At 61.7% G+C, this 13,653-nt stretch carries 10 protein-coding genes; all 10 read right to left on the minus strand.

Translation table 11 applies throughout. The features are described 5' to 3' along the window. Position 1 precedes the first annotated feature (1 nt). The 10 genes from nusA to ACFOTD_RS00675 all read right to left on the minus strand — a co-directional run bounded on the left by nusA (position 2) and on the right by ACFOTD_RS00675 (position 13,594). Positions 2–1,099, minus strand: a complete 1,098-nt coding sequence (nusA, locus tag ACFOTD_RS00630; protein WP_378114764.1) for a transcription termination factor NusA — start codon at positions 1,097–1,099, stop codon at positions 2–4. A 26-nt stretch (positions 1,100–1,125) separates the two neighbouring features. Next, a complete protein-coding gene (gene rimP, locus ACFOTD_RS00635) occupies positions 1,126–1,587 on the minus strand; it encodes a ribosome maturation factor RimP (protein ID WP_378114765.1) in 462 nt (153 codons plus the stop codon). Positions 1,588–1,814: 227 nt separating this feature from the next. Beyond that, a complete protein-coding gene (locus tag ACFOTD_RS00640; protein WP_483862630.1) occupies positions 1,815–6,131 on the minus strand; it encodes a PolC-type DNA polymerase III in 4,317 nt (1,438 codons plus the stop codon). A 171-nt stretch (positions 6,132–6,302) separates the two neighbouring features. Then, positions 6,303–7,235 carry a Gfo/Idh/MocA family oxidoreductase gene (locus ACFOTD_RS00645; RefSeq protein WP_378114766.1) on the minus strand — a complete coding sequence of 311 codons (933 nt, stop codon included), beginning with the start codon at positions 7,233–7,235 and terminating at the stop codon, positions 6,303–6,305. Next, the gene (locus ACFOTD_RS00650) at positions 7,232–8,458 is read right to left on the minus strand and encodes a M20 metallopeptidase family protein (protein WP_378114767.1); all 1,227 of its coding nucleotides are present in this window, start codon (positions 8,456–8,458) and stop codon (positions 7,232–7,234) included. Before ACFOTD_RS00650 ends, ACFOTD_RS00645 begins: the two co-directional genes overlap by 4 nt. Next, positions 8,455–9,342, minus strand: coding sequence for an L-serine ammonia-lyase, iron-sulfur-dependent, subunit alpha (gene sdaAA, locus ACFOTD_RS00655; RefSeq protein ID WP_378114768.1), 888 nt, complete (start codon positions 9,340–9,342; stop codon positions 8,455–8,457). Before sdaAA ends, ACFOTD_RS00650 begins: the two co-directional genes overlap by 4 nt. Then, on the minus strand, positions 9,339–10,022 hold the full coding sequence (sdaAB, locus tag ACFOTD_RS00660) for an L-serine ammonia-lyase, iron-sulfur-dependent subunit beta (RefSeq protein ID WP_378114769.1): 684 nt from the start codon (positions 10,020–10,022) through the stop codon (positions 9,339–9,341). Before sdaAB ends, sdaAA begins: the two co-directional genes overlap by 4 nt. Before the next feature lie 36 nt (positions 10,023–10,058). Continuing rightward, entirely contained in the window at positions 10,059–11,129 is a 1,071-nt protein-coding gene (locus tag ACFOTD_RS00665) for a dihydrodipicolinate synthase family protein (protein ID WP_378114770.1), read from the minus strand. Next, positions 11,129–12,145 carry an NAD-dependent epimerase/dehydratase family protein gene (locus ACFOTD_RS00670; protein ID WP_378114771.1) on the minus strand — a complete coding sequence of 339 codons (1,017 nt, stop codon included), beginning with the start codon at positions 12,143–12,145 and terminating at the stop codon, positions 11,129–11,131. Before ACFOTD_RS00670 ends, ACFOTD_RS00665 begins: the two co-directional genes overlap by 1 nt. Positions 12,146–12,271: 126 nt before the next feature. Next, positions 12,272–13,594 (minus strand): hypothetical protein, encoded by a 1,323-nt coding sequence (locus ACFOTD_RS00675; RefSeq protein ID WP_378114772.1) that lies wholly within the window; start codon positions 13,592–13,594, stop codon positions 12,272–12,274. Positions 13,595–13,653: the final 59 nt, after the last annotated feature.

A 13,653-nucleotide genomic window follows, 5' to 3' on the forward strand; every position in this document is an offset into this window, starting at 1 on the left:
ATTAGTCGATCGTCACGCTGTCCTGGTGCATCGCGTCGCCTTCGGTCCGCTGCCGGCCGTATTCCTGCTCCGCCTGCGTCTCGCTCTTGATATCGATCTTCCACCCGGTCAGCTTCGCGGCGAGCCGCGCGTTCTGTCCCTTGATGCCGATCGCCAGCGACAGCTGGTAGTCCGGCACGATGACGCGCGCCATCTTCTCGGCCTCGAACACGATGACTTCGAGCACCTTGGACGGGCTGAGCGCATTGGCGACGTATTCCTCGACGGAATCGGACCAGCGAACGATGTCGATCTTCTCGCCCTTAAGCTCGTTTACGATGGTCTGTACCCGCACGCCCTTCTGTCCGACGCAGGAGCCGATCGGATCGACCTCGTCCGCGCGCGAATGAACCGCGATCTTGGAGCGGAAGCCGGCTTCGCGCGCGACCGAACGGATCTCGACCGTGCCGTCGAAAATCTCCGGCACCTCGAGCTCGAACAGGCGCTTGAGCAGTCCGGGATGCGTCCGCGAGAGAATGATCTGCGGTCCCTTGCTCGTGTTCTCGACCTTCGTGATATAAGACTTTACCCGGTCGCCCTGCTTGAACTTGTCGGTCGGCATGAGCTCGGTGAGCGGCAGCGCAGCCTCGACCTTGCCCAGGTCGACGTACAGGTTGCGCATGTCGATCCGCTGGATGATGCCGGTCACGATATCCTGTTCTTTGTCCACGTACGCATGGTAGATGAGTCCGCGCTCGGCTTCCCGGATGCGCTGGGTCACGACCTGCTTGGCCGTCTGCGCCGCGATCCGTCCGAAATCGCGCGGCGTCACCTCGATCTCGGCGATATCCTCGATCTGATAGTGCGGGTTGATGGAGCGGGCCGCGTCGATCGCGATCTCGAGGCGCGGGTCCAGCACCTCGTCGACGACCGTCTTGCGCGCGTACACTTTGATCAGGCCGGTATTGCGGTTAATATCGACGCGAACGTTCTGCGCCGTATTGAAATTGCGTTTATAGCTGGAGATAAGTGCCGCTTCGATGGCCTCGATGAGGACATCCTTGGCGATGCCTTTGTCGCGCTCGATCTCGCCTAAGGCTTCAATAAACTCCATGCTCATAGCTGCTGCTCTCCTCCTTTCGCAAATTAAAAGACGATGGCCAGCCTCGCGGAAGCCACTTTATCGTAAGGAATCTCATGGCGCTTGCGCCCGACGGTCACGGTCAGCACGCTGCCGTCGAACCCGTCCAGGCTGCCTTCGAATTCCTTGGCGCCGTCCACCGGCTCATAGGTTGTAACGAATACATGTCTGCCGACAGCAGAAGCGACGTCCTCCGCTTTCTTCAGGGGACGTTCGGCGCCCGGTGAGCTCACCTCGAGGAAGTAAGCTTCGGGGATCGGGTCGGCTTCGTCAAGCTTCCCGCTTAAATATTCGGACACGCGGCCGCAGTCGTCGATATCGATGCCGCCCGCTTTGTCCACGAATACGCGCAGAAAGTAGTTGCTGCCTTCCTTGACGTATTCTACATCCACCAGCTCGAAGCCGTTCTCCTCCACGAAGGGGGCGACCAGCTGTTCGACCGTGGATTTGATCTTTGAAACGCTCAAATGACCAGACCTCCCGATTGCTTCAAATGGATATCTGCAGCATCGCACATGCAAAAGTGCCTATGCAAAACGTAAAGAGTGGGTTTCCCCACTCTTCTGCAGACAGTGATATCCACATGATTACCAGAAATAATATACCATAACCGCCAGGCCCCTTGCAATGCATTATTCAGGCAGCGGCGGCCGGCGAGGACGCCTGTCCCCGCCGCCACCTGGCGCGCAGTCGCCTAGAACAGCGCCAGTTGGTTGGATTCGGGCATGCCGCGGAAGCAGCCCATCGTCGTCAGCAGCTCGATAATCGTCTTCGTCGCCTTGGAGCGCTGCTGGAAGTCCTCGATCGACAGGAAGTCTCCGTCCCCGCGAGAGGCGGCAATGTTGCGCGCAGCGTTTTCGCCGATGCCGGCGACAGCCGAAAACGGCGGGATCAGCGCGTCGCCCTCCACGATGAAGCGGGTGGCGTCGGACCGGTACAAGTCCAGCGGCTTGACCTTGAAGCCTCTCGCGGTCATCTCCAGCCCCATCTCGAGAATCGGAATCATGTTCTTTTCCTTGGGCAGCGCCTGGAAGCCCTTGGCCTCGATCTCGGTCATCCCCTTCAGGATCGCGTCATACCCCTGGCAGAACAGCTCGACGTCGAAGTCGGCCGCCCGCACGGAGAAGTACGTCGCATAATAATGAATGGGGTAATAGAGCTTGAAGAAAGCGGTCCGTACGGCCGAGATGACGTAGGCGGCGGCGTGGGCCTTCGGGAACATGTACTCGATCCGCAAACAGGAGTCGATGTACCACTGAGGCACGCCGCAGCGCTTCATTTCCTCGATCCATTCGGGCGTGAGCCCCTTGCCCTTCCGCACGCTCTCCGTGATCTTGAAGGCAAGCGACGCGTCCATCCCGGCCTTGTAAATCAGGAACAGCATGATATCGTCTCGGCATCCGATTACGGTCTTGATCGTACACGTGTTGTTCTTGATGAGCTCCTGGGCGTTGCCCAGCCATACGCCGGTGCCGTGCGACAAGCCCGAGATCTGCAGCAAGTCGGCGAACGACGATGGCTTCGTCTCCTCGAGCATCTGGCGCACGAACCGGGTGCCCATCTCGGGCACGCCGAAGGTGGCGACCTGGGACTTGATCTGACTCGGCTGGATGCCGAGCGCCTCGACCGAGTTGAACAAGCTCATGACCTTCGGATCGTTCATCGGAATCGTCGTCGGATCTACGCCGGTCAAGTCCTGGAGCATCCGCATCATCGTCGGATCGTCGTGCCCCAGTATATCGAGCTTGAGCAGGTTGGCGTCGAAGGCGTGATAGTCGAAGTGGGTCGTCTTCCACTCGGCGCTCGTATCGTCGGCCGGATACTGAACCGGCGTTATGTCTTCGACCTCCATATAATCCGGAACGACGACGATGCCGCCCGGATGCTGTCCCGTGCTCCGCTTCACGCCCGTCACGCCCTGGGCCAGACGGTTCAATTCGGCGCCGCGCCAGTTTTTGCCGTGCTCCTCCTGGTACTTCCTGGCGAAGCCGAAGCCGGTCTTCTCTGCGACCGTGCCGATCGTGCCCGCCCGGAACACGCCCTTTTCCCCGAACATCTCCTTGGTGAAGTTGTGCGCGTGCGGTTGATATTCGCCGGAAAAGTTAAGATCGATATCGGGCACCTTGTCCCCCTTGAAACCGAGGAACGTCTCGAACGGAATGTCCTGGCCTTCGCCGCGCATCATCGTGCCGCAGTCCGGGCAGGCTTTGTCCGGCAAGTCGAACCCGCTCGGCACGCTGCCGTCTAGGAACCATTCCTGGTGCTTGCACGCGGCGTTGCGGCAAAGGTAATGCGCGGGCAGCGGGTTAACCTCGGATATGCCGAGGAACGTCGCGACGACGCTCGAGCCGACCGATCCCCGCGAGCCGACGAGATAACCGTCGCGGTTGGATTTTTTGACGAGCCGCTCGGAGATCAGGTAGTTCGCCGAGAAGCCGTACTTGATGATCGGCACGAGTTCCTTTTCCAGCCGGTCGATAACGACTTGGGGCAGATCGTCGCCGTACAGGCTGCGCGCAGTGGCATAACAAGTATTGCGAATCTCTTCGTCGGCTCCCTCGATATTCGGCGTGAACAGCTCGTCGGGGAACAGCTTGATGTCCTCGAAGCGGTCCGCAAGCGCGTTCGTGTTGGTCACGACAACCTCTGCCGCTTTGTCCTTTCCGAGAAAGGAGAAGGCGTCAAGCATCTCCGGCGTCGTCCGGAAATGCGCGTCCGGCTTGCGCTGGTCCTTGAGCGGACTGAAGCCCGTAATGCCGTGGATCGTGATGTCGCGGTACAGCTTGTCCCTCGGCTCCAGATAATGCGTATTGCCGGTCGCGATGACGGGTTTGCCGAGCCGTTCGCCGATGGCGACGATCCTGCGCAGCGCCTGTTCGAGCTCCGCTCTGCTGCCGACGAGCCCCTTGTCGAGCAGGTGCATGTAAAAATCGATCGGCTGAATCTCGAGAATATCGTAAAATTCCGCGACCTCTGCGGCTTCTTCCTCCGACTTGTTGAGCACCGCCTCGAAAAATTCGCCCTTCTCGCAGCCGGAAATGACGAGCAATCCTTCCCTGTGCTCGATCAGCTTGCTGCGGGGAATGCAGGCGACGCGGTGGAAATAGTCGGTGTGGGACAGCGAGATCAGCTTGTACAAGTTCTTTTTGCCGGCCGCACTCAGCATGTAAATGCAGCAGTGGAACGGGCGCGTCGTTTTCCAGCTGTTCTCGTTCACTTCGTTGAGCCGTGCCATCCGTGTAATGCCGCGGGTCTGCGCATCCTTGAGCAGCCCCTCCAGCACGCCGGCCAGGGCGATCGTATCGTCGATGGCGCGGTGATGGTTTTCGAGGCTGACTTTATATAAATTCGACAGCGTATTGAGCCGATGGTTTTTCATCGTCGGATGCAGGTAACGCGCCAGCTCCAGCGTATCGAGTACGGGATTGCTAGGCTGGGGCAGTCCGAGCTGCTTGCAGTTGTGCTGGATAAAGCCGATATCGAACCTGGCGTTGTGCGCCACGAGCACGGCATCGCCCGCGAATTCGAGGAATTCGATCAGCTTGGGCTCAAGCTCCGGCGCGCCAGCCACCATCTCGTCCGTGATGCTGGTCAACTGCTGAATGTTGTAAGGAATCGGCTCATGCGGGTCGATGAAGGTAGAGAATCGTCCGATCTCGCGCCCGCCCGTCACCTTGACGCCAGCTAGCTCGATAATCTTGTTCGCCGTAACGGACAGCCCCGTCGTCTCGATGTCGAACACGACAAATGTCTCTTCGGCGAGCACGGTGTCGCGGGCGTTCAGGACGATGTCGACCGCGTCGTTGACAACGTTGGCCTCCACGCCGTAGATCATCTTGATGCCGTTTTTCTTCGCGGCCTTGGCGGCTTCGGGGAAGCACTGCACGTTCGCGTGATCGGTGACGGCGATCGCCTTGTGTCCCCACTTGGCCGCCGTCTTGATATAGGCGTCCACCGGCGCGATCGCGTCCATCGTGCTCATGGACGTATGCAGGTGGAACTCGACGCGCTTGTCGCTCGCCTCGTCCCTGCGGGCCTTGGGTCCGTTGATCTCCTTGAGGTCGCTCGGCATCATGACGAGCTCGGGCGGATTGAGGAACCGGTCGTACTCGACGCGCCCGCGCAGCTTCACCCATTTGCCGTTAGAAAGGAGGTTCAGCATCTTAACGTCTTCCTTCGTCTTGCCGAACATCTTGACGGTGAGCGAATCGGTATAATCGGTCACATGGAACAGGTACAGCGTATTCCCGTTGCGAAGTTCCTTGACCTCCAATCCGAACACGATGCCCTGAACCGTCGCTTTCTTTTCTTCCTCTTGAATGTTGGCAATCGGCACGGCGTCATCCTTGATCTCGTAGCCGTGCTGCAGCGACTGCGGCGCTGCGCCGCCCGTGTCTTCCGGCGGCTCCTCCTCGGGCATGCTCTCCATGAGCTTGCGGACGTGCAGCCGCTCCTCCTCGAGCTGCCGCTGCATGAACGCTTCCACGGCCTCCTGCTGCTTCTCCCCCACGGCCAGCTTGATCCGGCAGGCGCGGCCGAACCGCTCCTCGAAAAACTTGGCCGCATACGTGTCGACCGTCTTCTTGCGCGCCATCTCCAGGCTCGCCTCGTTCAGCATGAACAGGGTGAGCAGCTCGCCTTCCGCCTCGGGCCTAGCCTTGCCCAGCCAGCCGTTGACAGAAGCGAACTCGCTCTGCATCCACTCCACGAACAGGGGCCAATAATGCAGCAGCAGCTCGCTCGTGGCGATCGTCTCTTCGTGACGCAGGCACATCTCGATCGTCGCAAGATGGCCGAGCTTGTCTCGCACGCGGCTGTGGAATCCGGCATAGACGGGCGGCGGCAACAGCGCCTCCTTGACGAAGTGAAACCGCCAGCTGCGGTTCGCCTTGCTCACCTCGACTCTATCTATGTAACCGTCGCGGAAGTGGGCGTCGATCCAATCGCCCGGAATCTCCGCTTGCGCCAGCAGCAGTTCGAATCTTTTCCTCTGATCGGGCTTCGGCAACATAATCGGAGACTTCATCCCTTTCAACAACAAAAGCCCCCGACCGGCCCTCCCGCAAGACGAACGCCTGCGGCAGGTTAAAGTCGGGAAGCTTTCTGTTCTCGTACTTGTTCTATTATTCTACCTGATAGACTTTGCGGCAGCAATAGTCAAAGAACGACATTCCGGGGACGATCAGGAACGGCTCGCGCAAGCGTCCGGCGACACCGGGGCGCCGCCCGCGCCAAGGCTGATCTCGGCGGCGTTCAGAAAACGGATGATGGCCAGCGTCTCTCCCAGCGGGACCGGCGCGATGCCCGTCTCGAAAAAGGATACCGCGTCCGCGATCAGCCCGGCATAATGAACTTTGAATTCCGGATCGAGCGCCAGCGTCCTCGTTTCTTCGCCCCCGGTCCGAACTTCGGCCTCGTAAGCGTAACCCGCTTCCGGCCGCTTGCATAGCGCTGTTCCTGTCCGGCCGTCCCGCCACTGGCCGACGATCCGGTCGAATTCATCGCTGCTCTCCGCCCGAACGGACTGGCAATCCGGCCCCAGCAGCGCGAACAGCATTTCGGCCAGGTGAATGCCGTACCAATAATAGACCGACTGCGTCGGCTCGATCTGCAGCGGACCGCCTACGGTCGCTCCAAGTATCGGCTCATCCCCGGGCAAAGCTTGCTTCATGGCGCCTAGCACGGCGTAGCGAAGCGCGGAAACGCTGAAAACCGGGATTTCGCAAGCGTTTGAAATCGCCTCGATCTCGGCGGCTTCCCGTCCGGAAATGGCCAGCGGCTTGTCGACGAACACAGGCTTGCCATAAGGCGCGATACGTCCGAATAGCTGCGTGCGCTGCCGGCCGTCGATCGACAGCAGCATGAGCGCGTCGCAGGAAGCCGCGACTTCTTCCGGCGTGTCCGCCCGCCGGATGCCGTGTTCGGTCTCTAGTCGATCCATGATCGTCCCGACGCGCGACGCGCTGAGCGGAAAGTCCGGCGAACCGCCCGGCCATGCCGTCGTGACGCGCCAGCCGGGCACATGCAGGGGATCGCCAGGATTGTTCAACAGCTCGGTAAACGTGGTCGCATGAGAGGAATCGGTGCCGATCAGCCCGATCGTGCGGATGTTCACGCGCGCTCGCCTCCCTTGGCAGGCGCACCGGACGCCAGCGGGCCATCTTCCAGCCTGCGCGCCGCGATGCCGGCAAGGAGCGCCGCCCCGAGCGGCAGGCAGGCTTCGTTCAGCTCGAAGCGGGGATGGTGCAGGCCGAACGCGCGCTCGGCCCCCTCGGCCGGACCCGAGCCAAGCCAGAAGAAGCATCCGGGCACATGCTTCAAATACGCCGAAAAATCCTCGCCCGCGAGCGTCGGGGCCGCTTCCAGCCTATTCCCCGGTCCCGCTACCGCGTCGATCGCCTCGCCGACCCGGCGAGCCGCTTCGGGGTGGTTCACCAGCACCTGCGTCTGGCGGATATAGGTCAGGCTCGCGCGGCAGCGGTATCCGTCCGCGATTCGCGACACGATCCGCTCGATGGCCCCGGGCAAGCGTTCCCGAACGTCCGGATCGAAAGCCCGGACAGTCCCTGTCATCCGGCAGGCGGACGGGATTACATTGTTCGCGTCTCCCGCGTGGATGCTCCCGATCGTCACGACGATCGGATCGAACGGCGACGTCTCCCGCGAGACCAGGCTCTGCAGCGACATGACGATCGCGCTGGCGCAGACGATCGGATCGATGCCCTGATCGGGGATGGCGCCGTGCGCGCCTTTGCCTTCGACCAGAATCTCGATCCGATCGACCGAGCCCATCAGCGGTCCGGGACGGACCGACGCCAGACCGGCGGACAGCGTCGGCAGGTTGTGCAAGCCGTAAATCTCGTCGACGCCCTCCAGCACCCCTTCGCGAATCATCGCCTTGGCGCCTTCGTTGATTTCTTCCGCCGATTGGAAAATGAGCCTGACCGTGCCTTTCAGCATAGGCCGCGCCTGGACGAGCAGCTCGGCCGCGCCGAGCAGCATCGCCGTATGCGCGTCGTGCCCGCAGGCATGCATCGCGCCCGGACGCTCCGAGGCGAACGGCAAATCCGTCTCCTCGGCGATCGGGAGCGCGTCCATGTCGGCGCGGAGCGCGACGACCGGTCCCGCGGCGTCGCCGACGATGTCGGCCACGACGCCGTGACCGCCGAATCCCGTGCGGCATGACAAGCCGAGCCGGTTCAGCCGCTGCGCGACGAGAGCCGCCGTTTCGCGCTCCTCGAAGCTAAGCTCCGGAAACCGGTGCAGCTGCCGGCGGACGGCGGTCAGCTCGTCTGCGAGCAGCGCCGCTTGGTCCTTCCATGCGGCGACCGCGCTCATGAACGCCCGCCTTTCTTGCGCAGGTCGCTCAGAATCGCTTTGCCCGTAGGCGTCTGGGCGAGGCCGCCCTTCGCCGTCTCTCGGTGCGCTTCGGGCATGGCTGCCCCGATATCCTTCATGACGCCGATGACTTCGTCCGACGGAATGACGCTGCGGACGCCGGCCAGCGCCATATCGGCCGCGGCGAGCGCGGTCACCGCGCCGAAGCCGTTGCGTACGATACAGGGGATCTCGACGAGTCCGCCGACGGGATCGCAGATCAGGCCGAGCGAATTTTTGAGCGCGAGTCCGACCGCATGGACGGCCTGCTCCGGCGTGCCGCCGCGCAGTTCCGTCAACGCGCCGGCCGCCATGCCGACTGCCGATCCGACTTCCGCCTGACAGCCGCCCTCCGCGCCGGAAATGAACGACTGGTTGGCGATGACATAACCGATGGCGCCTGCCGCGAACAACGCTTCGACCATCTTGTCGTCGGTCCAGCCGAATCGCTCCTGCGTGCTCACGAATACGCCCGGAATGATCCCGCACGAGCCCGCGGTCGGCGTAGCGATGATGCGGCCCATCGAGGCGTTGACCTCGGACACCCCGAGCGCATAGGCCAGCGCCGCGCTGGCTTCGCCGCCGAGCGCCGTCCCGCCGAGGGCCCGGTATTCCATCACCCGCTTCGCGTCTCCGCCCGTAAGCCCGCTGCGCGACTTTGTCTCCTCCGTCGTGCCCTTGCGGACCGCTTCCTTCATGATTTGATAATAGCTGGCCATCTGACTTACGACCGTTTCTTCCGTTTGATCCGATTCTCTGACTTGTTCCCCGATCATATAGCGGCCGATCGTCATATCCGCTGCCCGGCATTGCGCCGACAGTTCCGCAAGCGTGGCGAATCTCATTGTTGCCCCTCCTCCTGGTTCAGGTCGACGAGGCGAACCCGCTCGACTTGCGGGAGCGCCTGAAGCTCGCGCCTCACTTCGTCCGGCACCGCCTGGTCCATCTCCATCACGGTGAGGGCGCGGCCGCTTCTGCTCTGACGGTCGACGTCCATCGCCCGGATATTCAGGTTCGCTCGCCCGACGATTATCGCCATCGCGGCGACGGTCCCCGCCATGTCCTGATGATTGATAAGCAGCGTCGGACAATCCGCTCCGAATTTGACGTCGAACCCGTCTACGCCGACGATCTCGACGTTGCCCCCGCCGATCGAGCATCCGATCATAGTCAAGTCTCGTTCGCCCTTGCGGAGCGCGAACCTGACCGTATTGGGATGCCCGCCGGGTCTTAGCTCCGTGCCGAATCGCAGCTGCATGCCGGACGCTTTGGCCAGCGCGATCGAATCCCGGATCCGCTCGTCGTCCGGCGCGCAGCCGAGCAGTCCGGCCGTCACGGCAAGGTCGGTGCCGTGGCCCATGTACGTTTCCGCGAACGAACCCGAAAAGATGACGTCCGCTTCGTCCGGCTGACCGCCCAGCGCCTGCCGCGCCGTCAGCCCAAGCCTTGCGGCGCCTGCCGTATGCGAGCTCGAAGGGCCGATCATGCTCGGACCCATAATCGAAAATACGTCTTTAAATCGCATGTCCGCCCCTCTCCCTTCGCTTTTTCGATCGGACGTTTAACGTTCCTGAAGCCATTTCTCAAGATGAGACGCGACGAAGGCATCGTCGTTCAAGTCCGGATACTGGGCGTAAACGCGGTCGATCTCCTCCGCTTGGCCCGGGGACAGCTCTTCGTGGGGATTGAGACACCATGTTCCCTCCAGCAAGCCTTGGCGGCGCAGCACTTCATGGATGCCCGGGATGCAGCCTGCGAACTGGTGCGATGGATCGAAGAAAGCGGCATTGGAATCGGTCACCTGGATGTTGCGGACCAGCCATTCCTTCGCGATCGACGGCTCCCGTCTGGCCGTCTTGATCTCTTCGAGAAGCGTCACCGCCTTCTGCGTCCATACCGCCCAGTGGCCCAGCAGACCGCCGACGACTTGCTTTTCTACCGTTTGGCCGTCAATCGTAAAGCGGAAGGTCGTGAACAGGTCCGCGACGATGTTGTCGTCGTTGCCGGTGTAGAGAGCGATCTCGTCCTTGCGGATCGAATGGCACACGGCGCGCGCCACGTCAAGTGTCTGGTAGCGGTTGAACGGCGCCATCTTGATCGCCACGACGTTCGGAATGTCGGCGAAAGCCCGCCAGAAATCGTAGGTGAAAATCCTGCCTCCAACCGAAGGCTGCAGGTAAAAGCCGATGACCGGCATGACTGCGGCGACCTGCCGCGTCCGCTCGAGCAGTTCTTCCTCGGACAGCTGTCCGAGTCCGCCCATGCTGAGCAGCACCGCGTCGTAACCCAGCTTGAGCGCGATCTCCGTCTCGTCCAGCGCTTGCTCGGCCGGTCCGCAAACGCCCGCTACCTTGATAAACGGACGGGAAGGCGCAGCCTTGTCGACCTCCTCGGCGGCCATGCGCAGCACGGTCTCGTACAGATCGTGCTCCGGATCGCGTATCTCGAATTGCGTGGAATGGACGCCGACGGCAACGCCGCCCGCACCCGAAGCGACGTAATATCGGGTCAGCGCCCGCTGCCGCCGCTCGTCAAGCTTGCGGTCCGCATTGAGCGCAAGCGGGTGAGCCGGGATAACAAGGCCGTCGTGCAGCGCCGCGTTCAGCGCGTCCGGCAAATAGGCGGTCGCCATCAGAATTTCCCCTTTCGTTCCTGGAAGTGGGTCGGCTTGTTCCACGTCGCGCCGCCTTGCAGCACCCATTCCGCCGTCCAATCGATCATCTGGAGCAGCGATACGCCCGGATAGCCGAACAGCTGATGGGACTTCGACGCGTTGTTCAGCAGCGCGGTCTCGGATTCCTTGCCTTCGAAGGTCGCTTCCTTGCCGAGCCGCTTGGACAGCTGGCCCGCCGCCCACCGAATGGACATCGTCTCCGGTCCGGTCACGTTCAGGAGCGCCGGAGGACTCGAAGCGATCGCAAGGCTTTGCAGCGCCATCGCGTTGGCGTCGCCCTGCCAGATGACGTTGGCATAGCCGGTCGTCAGATCGATCGGACGCTCTTCGCGGATCGCCCGCGCCAGCTCCAGCAATACGCCGTAACGGAGGTCGATCGCATAATTCAGTCTGAACATCGTCATCGGCGTGCCGTTTTTGTGCGAATGATATTCGAAGATCCGCTCTCTGCCCAGCGTCGATTGCGCATATTCGCCCAGCGGTTCGGGCGCGACGGATTCGTCCGCGCCGCCGCCGCCGACCGGCATGAACGGATAAATGTTGCCCGAGGAGAAGACGACGATTCGAGAATCCTTGTATTTATCGGCTACCCGTCCGGGCAAATACGCGTTCATCGCCCAAGTGAAATGCTCGCGGCCCGTCGTGCCGAACTTGTTGCCCGCCATGTAGATGACGTTCGCGGCGTTCGGCAGCGCCTTCAGCGCCTCGTCGTCCAGCAGCTCGCAAGAAATCGTCTCGACGCCGGCGGATTCCAGCTCTTCGCGCGTCTCGCTGCTGCTGAAGCGCGATACGCCGATGACGCGCTTGTTAAGTCCCCCTGCGCGTACGGCATTGGCCGCCAGCCTTGCCAGGCTGGGCCCCATTTTTCCGCCGACGCCGAGCACCACGATGTCCCCGTCGATCGCCGACAGCTGCTTGATCAGCGCCTCCGACGGTTCAGCTAGCTTTGCTTCCAATTGCTCTATCGTATACATGAGACCAGTCTCCTCTCGACTTGTACCTGATCCCATCATACGTGTCCTCGCTATATAAAGACAGGTCTATTTATCGTCTTTAAATTAGCATAGAACGATCTGCGTGCCGGAGCAGACCAAGTCCATTCATAAATAGTGATCCGCCAAAAAGGAGAAACGATACACCTGGCGAGGCCGACCCTTCGGCATTTTTTCCATGCCGGCAACGCCGACGAGTCCCGCATCGGCCCACTGCAGCAGCAGCCGATGCGCGCTGCGCACCGTCACATTAAGCATGGCCGCGAGTTCGTGCACCTGATAATCGTATTTGCCGTGCCTGGACATATAGGCGAGCAGCTTGCTCAAATAAGCGCCCGTCATCCCGGCATCCTCCGCGCGCCGCAGAAGCTCGGCATCGAGCGGCGCCGTAATCGACGATACCGGGTCCGCCATCTCCAGCGGTCCGATCAAGGTACGATCCTCGCGCACGATAAAACAGGCGTTGCCTCCTGCGGCGACCGACTTGCGAAGCGCGCTCCGCGCGTTCGATCCGGCCTCGCTGGCGGTCGCGCCGAAGCCGATGCCGATGCTGAGCGAGAGGCCGTAGGACAGATTGGCATCCTTGGCGAGCGGGATCGTCTTGTAGCCGCCCGTCTCCCGTTCGAAAATGCCCCGCGTCGTAAAAAACAAATATTCGTCTCCGCCGACGGGCGTCAGATAACCGTCAAGCGATTCGACGTAGTCGAGCACCATCCGGTGAATGTCCAGCTTGAGCTTCTGGATCTCGTGCTCGCTCGCGCTCCGCTGCACGAGCTTGCCGAATTCGTCGACCGTCACCATGCCGACGACGATCTGCGACTCCTTGCCTTTGCGCGACTCCGTCGACAGCAGCGCGCGTTCCAGCGTAACGATGATGTCTTCGTCCGACGGCAGCAATCGCGCATGCGGAACGTTCAGCCGCGACAGCTCTTCGGCGACCCGCTCCACGCCGGTAAAGGCGAACACGCCGGCATGCGCGGCGGCGACTTTGCGATGGTGCGCGACGAGCTTGTCCGGCGTAGCGTAGGACGGACCGTCATAAACGGCTACCGTCAGCTCTTCGAGCGCCAAGTCACGAAGCGTGCGCATGACCATCGTCTTGGTGAGCGAATCCACGGACAAGACCGCCTCCGGACCGAGCCGCCCGGATCGCTCCGCTTCGAACAGCGCTTTGTACAAGCCGGCCCCGGTTAGCGGCACATGATGCACCGGCACGGTTCCAGGTCTTTTTTCCTTAAGCAGGCGCGTAGACGCCGGGCCCGAGAGCAGCAATGCTTCCACTTCGTTCTCAAGCGCTGCTGCGATGTCGGTCGCCTCCCGCTCCTCTTCGGCAATGCGAACGACGGGCTCGAACGATGGGAACGCATTCAAAACTCTTAATACGCGTGAGACGACGGCCTCAGTCCCTACGACGCCGATCTTGATCTGCATGCGGTTTCCTCCTGTGAAAAAGACCCCCGAAGCCGGCGCTGTCGGGAGTCCTTGGTTTA

The sequence above is a fragment of the Cohnella sp. GCM10012308 genome (genome assembly GCF_042649185.1).
Taxonomy (GTDB): Bacteria; Bacillota; Bacilli; order Paenibacillales; family Paenibacillaceae; genus Cohnella.